The organism is Aeromonas enterica (assembly GCF_054052465.1).
Genome location: NZ_JBSTYL010000010.1, coordinates 1 through 16,285, shown reverse-complemented (window position 1 = coordinate 16,285; position 16,285 = coordinate 1). Strand labels below are relative to the sequence as shown.

The following is a 16,285-nucleotide window of genomic DNA, read 5'->3' as shown; positions in this document are numbered from 1 at the left end:
GGATTTACGGAGTAGAGCCATGGACTGGTTTCACAACTTGCAAGTCAGAACAAAGCTGGTGTTCTCGTTTTCCATTCTCATGGTGCTGCTGGTGGTGCTGACACTCACCAGCTACTACTCCACCAAGACCATGGTGCAGCTCGTCACCAACATGCACGCCAATCAGCTATTACCCATCAAGGACATAGCCAACGCCAATATCTATGCGGTCTACCAGAACCGGGCCCTCTATCGCTACATTGGCGAGGTGGATACCGACCTCAAGAGTCAGGCACTGACCAATATCGACAAATTCGAGAAAGGGATGTGGGACTTTCTGGCCAGTTACCGCAAGACCTCTCTTACCCAGCGTGAGGTGGACTTGCTGGCCCGCTTCGATCAAGCCTGGTCAGCCTACCAAGAGTACACCACCGAGATCCTCAAGCAGGCCCAGACACCGGGCCAGGATGGGGAAGCCGAGCGTAACGCCTTCCGGCTGATGGGCGAGAAGGGGCGCCCTGCCTTCGACGCCGCCGACGCCCTGCTCAGCGATCTGGTCAGGATCAACGCCGAGCTGGCCGGCCAGTCTCTGGAAGAGAGCCAGGCTATCTATCAGGACAACCTGCAACTTTTGATCGCCATTGCCAGCTGCGCCTTTCTCATCTGCTTCGTTCTGGCCCTGTTGGTGACCCGCAGCATATTGCGCCAGCTGGGGGGAGACCCTTCCTATACGGTACAGGTGGTGGCCCGGGTTGCCGACGGCGATCTCTCTACCCCTGTGGTGCTCAAAGCCGACGACACCAGCAGCCTGCTCTATGCGATCAAGAGCATGGCTCACCGCCTCTCCGATACCCTCAACGAGGTGGGTGCCATGTCGGAGGCGATAGGCTCGGCCTCAGAACAGGTCGCCGCCACCGCCAATGCCCTCTCCCAAACCTCGTCCGAACTGGCTTCCAGCGTCGAACAGACCAGCGCCTCGGTCGAGGAGATGACAGCCACCGTCAGCCAGAATGCCGACAACGCCAGGGTGACCGAAAACATCTCGACCAAGGCCGCCAGCAGCGCCACCGACAGTGGCAAGGCGGTTGGCGAAATGGTACATGCCATGAAGGAGATAGCCTCGCGCATCACCGTCATCAATGACATTGCCAACAAAACCGATCTGCTGGCCATCAATGCCGCCATCGAAGCGGCCAGGGCGGGTGAGCACGGCAAAGGCTTTGCCACCGTCGCCGCCGAGGTGAGAAAACTGGCCGAGCGGTCACAAACCGCCGCCAAGGAGATAGGTGAACTGGCGGGTCGATCCGTCAGCGTTGCCGAACAGGCCGGTTCTTTGTTGCGCGAGATGCTGCCCGGCATCGATCAGACCGCCACTCTGGTGCAGGAGATAGCCTCCGCCTCCCGCGAGCAACGGGCCAGCGTCTCCCAGATCAACATAGCCGTGACCCAGATAAGCGATGGCATGCAGGCCTCTGCCGCCTCGGCGGAAGAGCTCAGCTCCACCTCGGAAGAGCTGAGTTCCACCGCCTTGCAACTGCAGGAACTGATGCAGCAATTCACGCTCAGGGGCGGCAACAACCGCCAACCTCATCCGCTGCACAGCGCTACCTACTCCGCCACCAGACGCACCAAACCGAAGAAGGGGTTTGCCCGTACGCCCCCCTTCCACGAAGAGGATCTGGAGCGGGAAATCGACGACGGCAAGTTCACCAACTATTAGGAGCCGGCCGATGAGAGATACCTTTGCTCCTGCCGCCACTGTCTCCCATTTCCATTGCGTCACCTTCATGCTGGAGGGCGAGCTGTATGGGGTAGACATAAGCTGCATCCGTGAAATCATCGAGTTCGAAGGCATGACCCCGGTCCCCATGATGCCGCGCTTCGTGCGAGGCATCATCAACCTGCGGGGGGCCGTGGTGCCCGTGATCGATCTCTCCATTCGCTTTGGCAGGGCACAGACCCCGCTGCTGTCCACTACCTGCGTCGCCATTCTCTCCCTGCCCAACAGCAACGGGGAGGAGCAGGAGATCGGCATGCTGCTGGATGCGGTATGCGAGGTGCTGGAGATCCGAACCGACACCATAGAGCCGGCACCGACCTTCGGTACCCACATCCGGGGCGACTTCATTCAGGGGGTCGTGACCATAGATCAGCGGTTCGCCATCCTGCTCGACATGCACAAGGCCCTCTCCATCGCCGAACTGAGCGCCATGGCCGAAGCCGCCACCGGCCAGCTGTTCTCGCAAGAGCAAGGCGGATGAACATGGTGGCGCCGCTGTTCACCTCGGAGCTGGTCCCGACCCTCAGCCAGAGTGAATTTGATCTGTTTCGGCGCTTCATTCTCAACACGGCGGGCATAGATCTCGCTCCCTGCAAACGGGCGCTGGTGCAGTCCCGGCTCGCCAAGCGCCTGCGGGCGTTGCGCCTTACCAGCTACCAAGCCTATTGGGAACGGATAAACCAGCCCCTCGACCCTCAGGAACGCCAACTCGCCATCAACCTGCTGTCGACCAACGAGACCTATTTTTTTCGTGAAACCCAGCACTTCACCTGGCTCAAGCACCATGCCGAGCAGTTGCTCGCCAGTCGCAGCCAGCCACTTCGCGTCTGGTCAGCGGCCTGCTCCACCGGCGAGGAGGCTTATTCTGCCGCCATGGTGCTGGCCGAGCAGTTTGGCATCAACGAACGCTGGAGCATCCACGGCACCGACATCAATACCCGGGTCATTCCTTTTGCCCGACGCGCCGTCTACTCGACTGAACGTGCCCAGCATGTGCCACCCCATCTGTGGTTGCGCTATTTTCAGCGTGGTCATGACGAATACGCAGGCAAGATCCGGGTCAAACCGGCGCTCGCCAGAAAAGTCTCCTTCGCCAATCTGAACCTGCTGTCGTGTGGCGACTATCAGGAACGTCACTTCGATGTGATTTTTTTAAGGAATGTCCTCATCTACTTCAATGAAACCACCAAGGCCCGGGTCCTGTCCCAGATCTGCCAGTTGCTCAGACCAGATGGCTATCTGCTGGTCGGCCACTCCGAGATCATTCGCCAGCAGGATCTTCCCCTGGTGCAGGAAGCGCCCTCTCGCTACCGCCGCCTGCCGCCATCGGCAAAGGATCCGCTATGACCATACGGGTATTGATCGTCGACGACTCGGCCCTGGTGCGGGAAGTGCTGACCGAGATGCTGGACAAAACCACAGACATCAAGGTCATTGGCGCCGCCTTTGACCCCATCTTCGCCATGCAACAGATGAAGAAGTGCTGGCCCGATGTCATCATCCTCGACATCGAGATGCCACGCATGGATGGGTTGACCTTCCTCAAGAAGATCATGACCGAGCACCCGACGCCGGTCATCATCTGCTCCTCCCTGACCGAGGAGGGCGCCATGATCACTCTGGAGGCCCTCTCGGCGGGCGCCATCTCCATCGTTACCAAGCCCAGCATCGGCATCAAGAGTTTCCTGCAGCAGTCGGCCAACGACTTCATTCAGGAGATACGAGGCGCCGTCAGCGCCAAGTTGCGCAATCTGCTGCCCGCGACCAACCAGATAGCGGTTGTTCCGCGCCACAATGCCGATGAGATGCTCTCCCCGCCTTCCGAGCGGATCTCGTTTCGCACCACGGAGAAAATCATCGCACTGGGCACCTCCACCGGTGGCACTCAGGCGCTGGAGTACCTGCTCTCCCGCTTGCCTGCCACCTGCCCGGGGATCGCCATCGTCCAGCACATGCCGGCCCGGTTCACCGCGTCCTTTGCCGAACGACTCAACAGCCTCTCCCAGCTGGAGGTAAAGGAAGCCGTCACCGGCGATCGCCTGCTGCCGGGCGTCGCCATCATAGCGCCGGGGGGCAAGCACCTGCTGATACAACGCAGCGGCACCCAGTATCTGGCCGAGGTGAAAGAGGGCCCGCCGGTCTCCCGCCACTGCCCGTCGGTGGACGTGTTGTTTCGCTCGGTGGCCGTGAGCGCAGGTCATAACGCACTTGGCGTCATCATGACCGGCATGGGGGACGACGGTGCCCGTGGCATGAAAGAGCTGCACGACACCGGGGCCCGCACCATCGCTCAAGATGAAGGCAGTTGCGTGGTTTTTGGCATGCCCAAAGAGGCCATAGCCCATGGCGGCGTGGATGAAATCATGTCACTCACACACATAACCCAGACGCTTGGCCGTCCGGATCAACGAGGCGTGTAATTATGTCGTTGGAAAAATGGCAAGGCCGCAGTGCCATGGTGGTGGATGACTCCCGTACCCAACTGTATGAGGTAACCTGCCTGCTGCAGGAACTGGGATTTGGCCAGATCCATGTGGCCCACGATGGTCAGGATGCATTGGACAAGTTGCAGCAACTGGATCGCATCGATCTGCTGCTGACCGATCTCAACATGCCGGGCATGGACGGGGTGGAGCTCATCAGCAACCTGGAGAAGAATACCCACTACCGGATGTTTGTCGCGGTCATGAGTGGCGTAGAGCGGGATGTGCTGGACGTGATCCACGCCATTGCCGACGCTGGCACCCTGGAAGTGATCGGCGTCCTGTCAAAACCGCTCAAGCAGAGCGATCTGCACAACATGTTGCAGCATTGCGATCCGCTGGTGCATCGGGAGAACAAGAAGTGGATGCAACTCGCCTTCACCACCGAGGATGTGCAACAGGCGCTGGACAACCGTCAACTGGTGCCATTTTTGCAGCCCAAGGTGATCATGGCCGACGCCCGCCTCTATGGTTTTGAGGCTCTGGTGCGCTGGATCCATCCCGAGCACGGTGTCATTCCCCCCATCTGTTTTGTCCATCATCTGGAAGAGGGGCAGTTGGCGCTGGACTTCTTTTATCATTTTCTGCATGCCACCTGTGACGCGCTCAATAAATTAACCAGTCTATCCACGCCCATCAGTTGCTCAATTAATTTACCGGTCAATTTATTACTCACCGATAAATTAGTTGAAAACATGATTGCCATCGTTCAGGAACATCAACTACCTTGTCATGCCATTATTATTGAAGTCACCGAAACAACCTTCATGTCCAACCTTTCCATGTCATTGGGTACTCTGGCTCGTTTGCGGCTCAGAGGTTTCGGCATCGCAATGGATGATTATGGCACCGGATACTCCTCCATGAAGCAATTATCTCGCTGTCCCTTTACCGAGATCAAGATAGATAAAGAATTTGTTCACGATGCACATAACAGTCCGAAGAAGCTGGCTATATTGACATCAGCCATTGTCATGAGTCAGAAGCTGGGGCTCAAGACGGTCGCTGAGGGTGTTGAAAGCGAGGAGGACTGGCAGCAGCTGGCGCTGCTGGGATGCGAGCTGGCCCAAGGCTACTACATCAGCCGCCCGTTGCCCGTTGAGCAGATTGAAACATGGTTTGCAGAGTGGCAGGCCAAAAACAAATAAGCAGCCGCCATCAACCATATTGTGGTACTCACCTGAATAAGGGGTGAGATGACATAAGAGAGAGCAGTCTTGATATCGCTGCAAGGAACGCAAATAAAACAAGCATGAGGCTACCATGAACAATTTACTTCGCCGGATCTCCATCAAGACTCGGCTTATTGTCTCGTTTTTGCTGCTGAATCTTATTCTGATCGGAGTGGGATTATATGGTAAGCAAAATACGAATACGGTCAACAACATGCTCAATGACATGTATCTCAACCAGTTGCTCCCTATTACGGATATTGCCAATGCCAATATGCAGGCCATCTACCATAACCGATCGTTATTTGACTATGTCATCGAACCAACGCAATCCGGCATGGACAAGATCACCAGCCAGATGGATGGCTACGAACAACAGATGAATGTGTTGCTGAACAAATACCGGGCAACGGAATTGACCGATCCTGAAAAAGCCGCGCTGGCCGATTTTGACCGAGCCTGGCCAATCTATAAGGAGGTGGCAAAAAAGGCGATGGCCGCCAGCTATGCCAGTGACAACGACACGGCCGTCAAACTGATGAAAGGCGAAGCCGCTGCCAGCTTTCAGGTAGTCGATGACCTGCTCAGCAAACTGGTGAACATCAATCAGGAAATAGGCAAGAAGGCCTATGATGACAGCGACGTGATCGTCACTGATATCACCACCACCACCTACACCATACTCGCCGGTTCCGTGATGCTCTCCCTGCTGCTGGGCTGGCTGCTCAGCACCAGCATCAACCAGCCACTCTCCAGCATCATGAACGAACTGAAGCAGCTGGCGCAGGGATATCTCACGGCCCAGGACAGTACAGAAGGCCACGATGAGCTGACCCAGATGCAGCAAGCCATGAGCAGCACCCGCCAGAGCTTGCGTGACATAGTCTCGACCATGCAGCATGCCGCCGAAGGGTTGACCGCCAGCTCCTCCCAGCTGGTCGCCGCCGCCCAGCAGGTCAACACCAGTTCCCAGCAACAATCGCTGGCGACCGCCAACACAGCTGCATCAGTCGAAGAGCTGACCACCTCCGTCTCCCAGCTATCCTCCTTCGCCAACCAGGCCAACAGCGTGGTGATGCAATCGGGAGAGATTGCCCATACCGGGGAAGAGCAGGTCAAGCACGCCTCGCAAGAGGTGCTCAGGGTCACCTCCGCCGTCAACGACTCGGCCAAACAGGTGCAGGGGCTGTTCGATGACATCACCCGCATCAGCCAGATTTCGGTGATGATCCAGGGGGTGGCGGATCAGACCAATCTGCTGGCACTCAACGCCGCCATCGAGGCGGCCCGGGCCGGTGACATGGGCCGTGGCTTTGCCGTGGTGGCCGACGAGGTGCGCACTCTGGCAGCGCGGACGACCCAGGCGACGCAAGAGATCAACGAGATGCTCAAGTCGATCCAACAGGGAGCCACGGGCGCGGTCAAAGGAATGAATGCGTGTGCCGACAGCATGAGCACAGTGCGCGAAACCACCGACAGCTCCAGCGATACCATGGCCCAGGTGGATCAGAGCTCCCGCAAGGTGGTGGGCCTTATTCAGGAGATCAGTTCCATGCTCCATGAGCAGGCTGCCGCCAGCCAGCTGATCGCCCAGTCGGTCGAGGAGATCACCCAGATGTCGCTGGAGAACGTGGCCGCCGCCGAGAGCGTCAACCACGATGCCTCCCAGCTGACCGACATCATCCATCAGCTCAATCAGGGCATAGGTTTCTTCAAGGTGTAACAGGCCAACAAGGGCTGCCATGCTCACGGCAGCCCTGCTTTTCCCCTCCCCCGTGCCTTCACCCGACCAGTCTCGGCTCCCACAATCCCTGTCAGAACGTATCAACACGCATAATGCCCGATCGCCAATTCACTGAAACGCCATATTAATCCCTGCCTTTTGGAGGGGTGTAACCAGTGATAAATATCGCGTGATAGGGAGCAAAACAAAGCGTTGGCAAGCACATTTACACAGAAGAATATCCCGTATTAATGCCATTACTCCACTCTCACTCCCCACGTAATTTACCAAACAAAAAACAACTGATAACATCTCGGTACATTTAAAAGCATATAAACCAACATTCGTGGCGCGGTCTCCGGTGACCCGACACAAGGCGCCCAAGCCAGCTGATCAACATTGAGATAAACAGCCAACCCCGATCCTCATCGAGCAGACACCCGATCCCATGATGAATACAGTTACGGCCAGTATCGATATCGATGCGCTCCATCACAATTTTGCCGTCGTGCGGCGGCACGCCCCCCACAGCAAGATCATCGCAGTCCTCAAGGCCAACGCCTATGGTCATGGCCTGCTGCAGGTCGCCAACACTCTGGTCCAGGCGGATGCCTATGCGGTAGCACGACTCGAAGAGGCGCTGGTACTGCGTGCAAATGCCATCACCAAACCCATTCTGGTGTTGGGTGGCTTCTTCTCGGCCGAGGCGCTTTCTCTGCTGGCAGCCCATGAGTTGCAGACCACATTGCACACCTGGGAGCAGTTGGCCCTGCTCGAGCAAGCCAAATTGCCGGCTCCCATCAGGGTCTGGCTCAAGCTTGATACCGGAATGAACCGGCTGGGCGTGAGGGCGCAGGAGCTGCCCGCCTTTGTCGAGCGGCTTGGCCGATGCAAGAACGTGGTGCAGCCTTTTCATCTCATGACCCATTTCAGCCAGTCCGATGAGCAGGAGAGCCAAGCCACCCAACAGCAAATCGAGGCGTTCAAGGTGCTCACCGCCCAGCTGCCGGGCGAGAGAGCCATGGCCAACTCGGCCGGGATCCTGGCCTGGCCGGATTCACGCAGCGACTGGATAAGACCTGGCATCATGCTCTATGGCGCCTCCCCCTTCGGAGGTCAACTGGCCACCGATCATGGGCTGCGCCCCGTCATGACTCTCAAGAGCCAGCTCATTGCCATCAGAGAGTGCAAGCGGGGAGAATCGGTAGGATATGGCGCCCACTGGGTGGCTCATCGCGACACCACTCTCGGGGTGGTCGCTGTCGGCTATGGTGACGGTTATCCGCGCATGGCTCCCGAGGGGACACCCATGCTTGTCAATGGCCGCCGGGTGCCCATCGTCGGTCGAGTCTCCATGGACATGATCACGGTCGATCTCGGGCCACGCGCCAGCGATCAGTGCGGGGATGAGGTGATCCTGTGGGGAGAAGGTCTGCCGGTGGAACAGGTGGCAGAGAAGATAGGGACTATCCCCTATGAATTGCTGACCCGCCTCACCTCCCGGGTGTTCGTTGCGCGTGCCCAGCCCAGCGCCAATACACAGTCTCTGGCAGACGCCGTTATGCCCTCATATACAGGCCACGCCCAGCGTGTCACGGCCTAGCACAGGATCCCTCGTCTCCATTTAGACACAAGACATAGCGTCATATAGGAAACTCCCGGCGCAACCGGACTGCGCTGGGTGTGGGTGAGCCTGTGATGGCTGGCTCACGCGCCCCATGGTCAGCCGCCCGGGCCTGGACCGGTTGATCCCTGCAGATCCCGGAGTCTTGTTCTGGCTAGTCGATATCAAACCCGACCAGCGTCTGCGTGATCAAGGCGTCAGGCATCATGAGTTGCAGCCCTTCCGTCAACCGGGCCCCCGCCTCATGGAGTGCGGCCAGCGGCATTTCTGGCAGACTTTCCAGGATAAACCACATCTGCTTTGCCTCGGCTCCTAGCCGGGTTCTCACCCCCTGACGCCAGTTCCAGCGACGACATGTCACCCCTTGCTCGTCTCTCCAGACCACTTCTCCTGCCTCGGGATGTTCTTGCGCCAGCACCCCCTCCTTCATGGTGTCAAACAGCTCGGTGCCATCGGCAATGACCAGTTGTGGTGAGCCATGATAGGCCGCGATGTTTTCACCACCGACCGGGATGGCGAACTCTATGCTGATCGCATTGTAGAGATCCACTATGGGATCGATGCTGGGCAGGCTGCCATCCCGCAGCACCCGTTTGCGCAGGGCATCTGCCGAGCAGGGCGTCCGCTGGGGCTTGGCCCCGAACGTTTTGAACACCCGTGCCCAGGCCGAGAGATGCGCCTCGGCCCACACGGCAGGGGCGCCGGGCAGCGACTGGCAGGCTCGCGCCAACGCGGCATCGGCAACGGCCGGGTTGACTATCTCGCCCGCCATCACTGTGATGCTCAAGGCCCTGAAGCCCGGGGCAAGTGCGGCAATCCGGGGATCAATTGACGGCAGAACTGATTTCATGGAACATCCTTATATTGACCATTTTATTTCATGATAATGACCGATGACCAAGAAAGTCAACATATTGACCGGTGCGGGCGCCGATGTTCACACCGTCACCGAAGCCGTGTCTCGCAGGCTCAAGGAACATAGAAAACAGCAAAAAATCTCGCTGGATGAGCTGTCACGTCGCGCCGGCGTGAGCAAGGGTATGCTGGTCGAGATAGAAAAGGGGACGGCGAATCCCAGCATTGCCATCTTGTGCAAGATAGCCGCGGCACTTGGCCTCTCGGTGGCGGACATCGTTGACGTGGCCAGCACGCCGACCGTACATCTGATTGAACCTTCGGCGATCCCGACCCTGTGGACAGGCCCGCAGGGAGGGTCCGCCCGCCTGCTGGCCGGCACCAGCGGGCCCGATATGATCGAGCTGTGGCGCTGGGAAATGCACCCGGGTGAGCGGTTCAGCTCGCAGGGCCATCCGGCAGGGACATGTGAGCTGTTTCACGTCGAGCTTGGCTCATTGACGCTAATGGTGGCTGAAACCACCCAGGTCATTGGTCAGGGCTGTTCGGCGGTAGCACGCACGGATGTGCCGCATGCCTATTCAAACGAGAGTGACAGCCCGTTGCGATTCACCATGACGGTCGCGGAGCTGCATGCATGATCTGCGCAGGCGCGGCTGGCATAGGCCGCCTCGCGCAGCCAGTGGCCGGACTCAATAGCAGCATGGCTTGCGATAGCAGCAACGAGAAGAAGATCCGCAAACAATGACGCCAGCGCTCGGCGAAGGAGTGTATCTTCCCCCGGCAAGCTGTGAAAAATGACAAACCTGAAAACAAAAAAACCGACCATAAGGTCGGTTATTCAAGATGACATTTGGCCGGGATACGCCCGCCGTCAACGGGCTATCACCCAACGGGTTGCCTCGGCTACCCGGCATAGTGGCTCCTGCCCGCTTGCCTGATCTGGACACGGGTCGCACCAGCGATCACGGGAAAAGCAAAAGGGCCTGTCTTTCGACAGGCCCTTTTGCTTTATTTGGCGGTGAGGGAGGGATTCGAACCCTCGATACGTTGCCGTATACACACTTTCCAGGCGTGCTCCTTCAGCCACTCGGACACCTCACCAATTTGTTTTAGTCATGTGCTTGTGCTTGCTTGCCGATGTCATCGGCTGGCAGCCACCTGGGCACATCACCAAATTTTGGTCTGTTGCTTAACGTGTTCAGCCAACACGATTCGCTGCGCTGTTGCGCTGGAACGGGGCGTAATTTAGGGGAAAGCCCCGCCGGCGTCAACGGCTTTTTTTGGCTTGACGGATCGTTCGCACATTAAACGCACAAATCAGTGCACGCATTCCGGCGCGACCAGGATCTCGGGCAGGTTCAGGAAGCCAAGGCGCTCGCATTCGGACACCACTTCATGGGTCGCGGCCGTGGTGCTTTCGACGAACAGCAGGAACTGTTCCACGGAGAGACCCGCCTTGGTGAACACAGTGTGACCGACGATGAGGCGCGGCAGGTTGTCATCGATAATGTCGAGGAACACCTTGAGCGACGGGTACTGCATGTTGAGGCGACCCAGTTCGGCCATCAGCGGCAGCAGCGAGGAGGGACGCACTTCCAGCTCGGATGAAAACAGCAGCCCTTCCTCTTCGACAAAGATCCGGCTCTCCTGGATGCCGTCGACGGACTGCAGGGAGACAATATGGATGCCATGACACTGATCGCAGACATAGTGCTCGATACGAGCCTGCTGCAACCAACGCATTATCATTTCAGAGCTGGGGATATTCATCATTTCCACGACACGATAAGGATCAAGGGGCGCAGTCTAAACCAATTTTCCGGCAACCAAAAGTGCAGTGGCGGGATAAGCAGGGAGCCAGCTTCTTTTTGGCAAACACTATGCATATACTCAGCCATTCTCGCCCCACCTTCACCCCACAGAAGGCCTGATGACCATCCAAGAAAAGTACCGCCTGCATCTGAAATCCCTGTCGGATGAACTGCTGGCCCTGCAAAAGCCCATTCGCATTCTGGATGCCATCAAATGGCCCCGTCACCTACAGGCTGATTTTCTGGCCAACGGGGGGCGAACGCTGCCCGCCATCGACCAGCACTTCTACGATGCCCTGCCCCTCGGCTTCGATCCCCGCAACAAGTATCTTGAGCTCAAGGAGTTGCGGGACAGGATCCGGCGTCGGCTGGGCCCTCAGGACGATCTGGGCCGCATACTGCAAGAGACGGTCGATCAGTACATGGTGGTGATCGAGATGCTGCGCCAACGCGGGCAACCTGATTTCTTGCGCTACAGCCAGCTGCTGTATGGCTCGGCCAGCGATCACCTGCGCGGCGATCGCAAGACCCTCAAGGAGCTGGGAGCCCGCTTGTGCGATATCTTCTCCCTGCCCGGCGCCCGTCATCTGGTGCGCCCCTACCCCAAGGAGTTTGAAGGGGAAGCGGCAGTCGCCAAGCTGCAGGGCAAGCTGTCGAGCTATTTCAGCGACGGCACGGTACAGGTCAAGCTGAGCGATGGCATCGTCTCGGACGCCGCCGCCGGCGGCGATTACATCAAGCTCAACTCCCACGCCCGTTTCTCCGAGCTGGATCTGCAGGTGCTGGAGGTGCACGAAGGCTGGGTGCACGTAGGCACCACCTTGAACGGCCGTCAGCAGCCCTACGCCACCTGGCTCAGCGCCGGCTCGCCGCGTATCACCGCCTGTCAGGAGGGGTTGGCGGTCTTGATCGAGACGCTCACCTTCAGCTCCTTTCCGGATCGAGCCAAGCGCATCTCGGATCGGGTGATGGCCATCGACATGGCCGAGGGAGGTGCCGATTTTGTCGAGGTGTTCCAGCATTTTGTGGCGCAAGGTACCAGCGAACACGACGCCTACAAGATCACCCAACGGGTGTTTCGTGGCGGCATGGTCGATGGAGGCGCCTGCTTTACCAAGGATCTCTCCTACGTGCGCGGTTACGTGGAGACGGTCAACTTCATCCGCAGCGCCGTGCTGGAAGGGGTCCCCGAGATCCTGCCCATGCTGTTCGTCGGCAAGGTGACCCTGGACGACATTCCTGTGCTCTATCAGCACTACCTGGAGGGGCTGATTGCCGCCCCCCGCTACCTGCCGCCGATGTTTCGCGATCTCACCGGCCTCTACGTCTGGTTCGGTTTTGCCTCCGGCATGTCACTGGTCGATATCGGCCGGGTACAACAGCATTTTCGCCAGCTGTTTCAACGCCTGCCGGTGGCCGATCCCATCATTGCCCCGGTGGATATCGAGATCGACTGAGTAGAAAACAAGAAGGGCGCCAGATTGGCGCCCTTCTCTCTTATCGCGGCCGGATCACTTGTAGGCCCGTCCTTCCAGATAGTGCTTGCGGCACAGCGACACATAGCGATCGTTGCCACCTATTTCTACCTGCTCACCATCCCGCATCACCTGACCGGCGGCGTTCACCCGGGAGTTCATGTGCGCCTTGTTGCCGCACCAGCAGATGCTTTTCAGCTCTTCAAACTTGTCGGCGAGACAGAGCAGATGGTAGGAACCGGGGAACAGCTCGCCGCGAAAGTCGGTCTTGAGGCCGTAGGCCATCACGGGAATATCCTGCTCATCGACGATGCGCGCCAGCTGGTAGACCTGCTCGCGGGTCAGAAACTGGGCTTCGTCGACGATGAACACATCGATACGCTTCTGGGCATGGCGCGCCTTCACCATCTCGAACAGATCGCAGCTGTCACTGAACACATCCACCTTCAGCTCCAAGCCCACCCGGGCACTGATCACCCCCACGCCGAAGCGGTCATCGATAGCCGGTGTCATGGCCAGGGGCTGCATGCCCCGCTCCAGGTAGTTGAAGTGGGCCTGGATGAGCTGGGTGGATTTGCCTGAATTCATGGTGGCAAATTTGTAGTGCAGTGAAGCCATGGTGTTGTTCCAAAACTGAATTTATGGGGCGCATGCTAACCAAAGCCCCTGCCAAAACCAAGGGGCCCGTGGGCCCCTTGTTCTATTTATGCGATGGCCAGCTCTCGATGGAGCCGAGCCTTGCGCAGATGGTAACCGGAGAAGATCACAAACCAGAGCCCGCTGACCGTAAAGCCCGCCAGCACGGAATGCATCAGCCCCATGACCAGGTAACCGAGCGCGGCACCGAAGGCGATGGCCAGCGCATAGGGCAGCTGGGTCATCACGTGATCGATGTGATGGCACCCTGCCCCCGTGGCCGACAGGATACTGGTGCTCGAGATGGGCGAGCTGTGATCGCCAAATACCGAGCCTGCCAGCACGGCGGCCAGCATAGGCAGCATCAGGCTGATGTCGCTGGCGGCCGCCATGTCACCGGCCAGTGGCAGCATGATGCCGAAGGTGCCCCAGCTGGTGCCGGTGGCAAACGCCATGGCGCAGGAGAGCACGAACACCACGGCTGGCAGCACTTCCACCGGCAGGTTGCCGTTGGCAAGTGACGCCAAATACTTGCCGGTTTCCACATCGCGCACCACGGCGCCGATAGTCCAGGCAAACAGCAATATGTTGATGGCAGGCAGCATGGCCATGATCCCTTGCGGCGCGGCTTTCATCCAGTTCTTCGCGCCGAGTTTGAGGCGCATGGCCAGCCCGATGGACACCACCAGGCTGCACAGGGCGCCGTAAACCAGGGAAGAACCGACGTTGGTGTGCTCGAACGAACCGAGCACGCTGAACGGCAGCCCTTTCTCGCTCAGCACGGCGGCGCCTGAGTGGATCATGAAGTAGACGGTGGCGACGGTCAGGGTCAGGATCGGCAGCACCATGTCGATCATGCCGCCGTTGCTCTCTTCCGGGCTCTCCATGTCCAGACCGATGGGGCGGCCCTTGGACTCGTCCCACAGCTTGCCTTCCAGCGCCCATTGCTCATGCTGACGCATGGAGCCTATGTCGAGCTGGAATGCGATCACCACCAGCACCATGATCAGTGTGAACACGGCGTAAAGGTTCATCGGGATCATCTCGACGAAGGCGGAGATGGGGCTTTGATCAGTCAGACCGTGCGCCGCCATGATGCCACCCACCAGGGCGATGATGTAGGCCCCCCAGGAGGAGATGGGCATCAGCACGCAGACGGGCGCCGCGGTGGAATCCAGCAGATAGGCCAGCTTGGCACGGGAGATCTGGAAGCGGTCGGTGACCGGACGGCAGATGGCCCCCACCGACAGACTGTGGAAGAAGTCATCGATGAAGAAGGCAAACACCATCATGCCGGTGAGCGCCTTGGCACCCTTGCGGGTCTTGGCACGACGCTCTGCCCACTCGGCGAAGGCGCGGGTCGCACCGGAGACACTCATCAGGCTGATGAGCCCCCCCAGCAGCAGCATGAACAACAGCATATTGACGTTGTCACGATTGAGTGCACCGTCGACCCAGAAGATCTTGAGCACGGTATTCAACATGTAATGCAGGGAATCAAGCGGGGAAAACTGATTGAGCAGCAGACTGCCGGCAACGATACCTACCCCCAGCGACACCAGGACGCGACGGGTGATGATCGCCAGAGCGACGGCCAGTAAAGGGGGAATGACAGACCAACCAGAGTCGGCGTAATGAATGATGTCCATGATCTCTTTGCACCTAAAGACAGCAGGTGGAGATCTACCGAGAGGATAAAGAAACAAAACCCATGGGGAGGTTATACTCCTCAGCCCCTTCAGGTAGCGCTCCATAGTGGATGACTATGGCAGTCCTGCACCTGTTCGATGCAGAACCAGCAGCCCGGTATGATGGCCTGGCCACTTCGGCGCTGACTCCTTTCCTCATGCATCACAGGCATCACCCTCCGCACGAGTAGTCATAGGCAGCGCGCCTCTACTTAAAGGTATTCAAGGCACATTTTATCGTGCCGACACGTTATAGCAAGTTTTTTGATTAAATCCCCATACAGGGCGTTTTAAAATGGCGAAATGGTAGTCAAATGGTGCAAGCATTTTGATTTTGTCGCTATTTTCATCTACCAAGAACTCAGTCGAGTATGATATCGGCCAATATGGCTGAATCCAGCCTGAATTTGAAATAGTTCACTTAATTTTCACTCTAAATTTATTAATTCGCTTATCTTGACTTAATAGCAAACTGCCGTATAAATTACCCAAAATTACTCTTTTTATTTAATTCACTCCTTTGCTCGCGTGGTGGACACTATGAACGAATTTTTGAAAGTACTACTGAATATCCGTAGCTTGCGCGCAGCTTGCCGTGAGCTGACACTGGAGCAATTGGAAGAAGGGTTGGAAAAACTCTCTGCTATTGTTGCTGAACGCCAGCAAGATGACGCAGCTGAACGTCAGGCTCGTGAAGAACATCAGCGCAAAATTAACGAATATGCTGAAATGTTGAAGGCCGCCGGTATTGATCCGGCCGAATTGGTGAACACCGTAGTTGCCGAACCGGCCAAGGCTGCCAAAGGCAAACGAGCACCTCGTCCTGCCAAATACCGTTATATGGATAACGGTATTGAGAAAACTTGGACCGGTCAGGGCCGTATGCCTTCCGCCATTGCCAAGGCCGTTGCCGACGGTAAATCCCTCGAAGAGTTTGCCATCTGATCAGGCCAACTACGCCCAATAAAAAGGCTCTGTCCCAATTACGTGTTGAAAGGCTAATCTTGAAGTAGGCCATCTCCTTGAGGTCTACCATCATGGATACCCCTGCCTTTC

At 57.8% G+C, this 16,285-nt stretch carries 14 protein-coding genes, 1 tRNA gene and 1 riboswitch; of the genes, 10 read left to right on the top strand and 5 right to left on the bottom strand.

Features of this window, described 5'->3' with window-relative positions; genetic code table 11:
- Positions 1 to 19 precede the first annotated feature (19 nt).
- The 7 genes from ACW5XD_RS12365 (at position 20) to alr (ending at position 8,740) form a co-directional block, all read left to right on the top strand.
- Positions 20 to 1,699 carry a methyl-accepting chemotaxis protein gene (locus ACW5XD_RS12365; RefSeq protein ID WP_456495135.1) on the top strand — a complete coding sequence of 560 codons (1,680 nt, stop codon included), beginning with the start codon at positions 20 to 22 and terminating at the stop codon, positions 1,697 to 1,699.
- Positions 1,700 to 1,709: 10 nt separating this feature from the next.
- Positions 1,710 to 2,240, top strand: a complete 531-nt coding sequence (locus ACW5XD_RS12360; protein WP_456495134.1) for a chemotaxis protein CheW — start codon at positions 1,710 to 1,712, stop codon at positions 2,238 to 2,240.
- Positions 2,237 to 3,106 (top strand): CheR family methyltransferase, encoded by an 870-nt coding sequence (locus ACW5XD_RS12355; protein ID WP_456495133.1) that lies wholly within the window; start codon positions 2,237 to 2,239, stop codon positions 3,104 to 3,106. The genes ACW5XD_RS12360 and ACW5XD_RS12355 overlap by 4 nt, the downstream gene beginning before the upstream one ends.
- Positions 3,103 to 4,179, top strand: coding sequence for a protein-glutamate methylesterase/protein-glutamine glutaminase (locus tag ACW5XD_RS12350; protein ID WP_456495132.1), 1,077 nt, complete (start codon positions 3,103 to 3,105; stop codon positions 4,177 to 4,179). Before ACW5XD_RS12355 ends, ACW5XD_RS12350 begins: the two co-directional genes overlap by 4 nt.
- 2 nt (positions 4,180 to 4,181) lie before the next feature.
- Complete coding sequence (locus ACW5XD_RS12345) at positions 4,182 to 5,390, top strand: EAL domain-containing response regulator (protein ID WP_456495131.1); 1,209 nt, start codon at positions 4,182 to 4,184, stop codon at positions 5,388 to 5,390.
- Positions 5,391 to 5,505: 115 nt separating this feature from the next.
- Positions 5,506 to 7,137, top strand: coding sequence for a methyl-accepting chemotaxis protein (locus tag ACW5XD_RS12340; RefSeq protein ID WP_456495130.1), 1,632 nt, complete (start codon positions 5,506 to 5,508; stop codon positions 7,135 to 7,137).
- Between the two features lie 448 nt (positions 7,138 to 7,585).
- Positions 7,586 to 8,740 carry an alanine racemase gene (alr, locus tag ACW5XD_RS12335; RefSeq protein WP_456495129.1) on the top strand — a complete coding sequence of 385 codons (1,155 nt, stop codon included), beginning with the start codon at positions 7,586 to 7,588 and terminating at the stop codon, positions 8,738 to 8,740.
- A 175-nt stretch (positions 8,741 to 8,915) separates the two neighbouring features.
- Here the strand turns inward: alr and ACW5XD_RS12330 are convergent, their stop codons facing one another.
- The gene (locus ACW5XD_RS12330; protein WP_456495128.1) at positions 8,916 to 9,611 is read right to left on the bottom strand and encodes a B3/B4 domain-containing protein; all 696 of its coding nucleotides are present in this window, start codon (positions 9,609 to 9,611) and stop codon (positions 8,916 to 8,918) included.
- A gap of 43 nt (positions 9,612 to 9,654) precedes the next feature.
- Here ACW5XD_RS12330 and ACW5XD_RS12325 point away from each other — a divergent pair, with 43 nt between their 5' ends.
- Positions 9,655 to 10,257, top strand: coding sequence for an XRE family transcriptional regulator (locus ACW5XD_RS12325; RefSeq protein WP_456495127.1), 603 nt, complete (start codon positions 9,655 to 9,657; stop codon positions 10,255 to 10,257).
- Between the two features lie 375 nt (positions 10,258 to 10,632).
- Here the strand turns inward: ACW5XD_RS12325 and ACW5XD_RS12320 are convergent.
- Both ACW5XD_RS12320 and ACW5XD_RS12315 read right to left on the bottom strand, forming a co-directional pair.
- A tRNA-Ser gene (locus tag ACW5XD_RS12320) sits at positions 10,633 to 10,720 on the bottom strand.
- A 216-nt stretch (positions 10,721 to 10,936) separates the two neighbouring features.
- Positions 10,937 to 11,392 (bottom strand): type III secretion system chaperone family protein, encoded by a 456-nt coding sequence (locus ACW5XD_RS12315; protein WP_084214039.1) that lies wholly within the window; start codon positions 11,390 to 11,392, stop codon positions 10,937 to 10,939.
- A 157-nt stretch (positions 11,393 to 11,549) separates the two neighbouring features.
- Between ACW5XD_RS12315 and ACW5XD_RS12310 the strand changes: the two genes are divergently transcribed.
- Positions 11,550 to 12,887, top strand: a complete 1,338-nt coding sequence (locus ACW5XD_RS12310; protein WP_456495126.1) for a flavohemoglobin expression-modulating QEGLA motif protein — start codon at positions 11,550 to 11,552, stop codon at positions 12,885 to 12,887.
- A 54-nt stretch (positions 12,888 to 12,941) separates the two neighbouring features.
- On the opposite strand, the gene ACW5XD_RS12305 is transcribed toward ACW5XD_RS12310, so the two are convergent.
- Entirely contained in the window at positions 12,942 to 13,523 is a 582-nt protein-coding gene (locus tag ACW5XD_RS12305; RefSeq protein WP_456495125.1) for a thymidine kinase, read from the bottom strand.
- An 86-nt stretch (positions 13,524 to 13,609) separates the two neighbouring features.
- Positions 13,610 to 15,190: a Na+/H+ antiporter NhaC family protein gene (locus ACW5XD_RS12300; RefSeq protein WP_456495124.1), complete on the bottom strand. Its 1,581-nt coding sequence runs from the start codon at positions 15,188 to 15,190 to the stop codon at positions 13,610 to 13,612.
- 86 nt (positions 15,191 to 15,276) lie between these two features.
- Positions 15,277 to 15,448, bottom strand: a riboswitch (Lysine riboswitch).
- A 321-nt stretch (positions 15,449 to 15,769) separates the two neighbouring features.
- Here ACW5XD_RS12300 and ACW5XD_RS12295 point away from each other — a divergent pair.
- Positions 15,770 to 16,174 carry an H-NS family histone-like protein gene (locus ACW5XD_RS12295; protein WP_456495123.1) on the top strand — a complete coding sequence of 135 codons (405 nt, stop codon included), beginning with the start codon at positions 15,770 to 15,772 and terminating at the stop codon, positions 16,172 to 16,174.
- The last annotated feature ends 111 nt before the right edge of the window (positions 16,175 to 16,285 follow it).

Coding starts and splice junctions, on each gene's coding strand:
- ACW5XD_RS12305 (WP_456495125.1), bottom strand. CDS start 13,523: ATGGCTTCACTGCACTACAAATTTGCCACCATGAATTCAGGCAAATCC.
- ACW5XD_RS12340 (WP_456495130.1), top strand. CDS start 5,506: ATGAACAATTTACTTCGCCGGATCTCCATCAAGACTCGGCTTATTGTC.
- ACW5XD_RS12330 (WP_456495128.1), bottom strand. CDS start 9,611: ATGAAATCAGTTCTGCCGTCAATTGATCCCCGGATTGCCGCACTTGCC.
- ACW5XD_RS12355 (WP_456495133.1), top strand. CDS start 2,237: ATGAACATGGTGGCGCCGCTGTTCACCTCGGAGCTGGTCCCGACCCTC.
- ACW5XD_RS12345 (WP_456495131.1), top strand. CDS start 4,182: ATGTCGTTGGAAAAATGGCAAGGCCGCAGTGCCATGGTGGTGGATGAC.
- ACW5XD_RS12315 (WP_084214039.1), bottom strand. CDS start 11,392: ATGATGAATATCCCCAGCTCTGAAATGATAATGCGTTGGTTGCAGCAG.
- ACW5XD_RS12325 (WP_456495127.1), top strand. CDS start 9,655: ATGACCAAGAAAGTCAACATATTGACCGGTGCGGGCGCCGATGTTCAC.
- ACW5XD_RS12360 (WP_456495134.1), top strand. CDS start 1,710: ATGAGAGATACCTTTGCTCCTGCCGCCACTGTCTCCCATTTCCATTGC.
- ACW5XD_RS12295 (WP_456495123.1), top strand. CDS start 15,770: ATGAACGAATTTTTGAAAGTACTACTGAATATCCGTAGCTTGCGCGCA.
- ACW5XD_RS12310 (WP_456495126.1), top strand. CDS start 11,550: ATGACCATCCAAGAAAAGTACCGCCTGCATCTGAAATCCCTGTCGGAT.
- ACW5XD_RS12350 (WP_456495132.1), top strand. CDS start 3,103: ATGACCATACGGGTATTGATCGTCGACGACTCGGCCCTGGTGCGGGAA.
- ACW5XD_RS12365 (WP_456495135.1), top strand. CDS start 20: ATGGACTGGTTTCACAACTTGCAAGTCAGAACAAAGCTGGTGTTCTCG.
- alr (WP_456495129.1), top strand. CDS start 7,586: ATGATGAATACAGTTACGGCCAGTATCGATATCGATGCGCTCCATCAC.
- ACW5XD_RS12300 (WP_456495124.1), bottom strand. CDS start 15,190: ATGGACATCATTCATTACGCCGACTCTGGTTGGTCTGTCATTCCCCCT.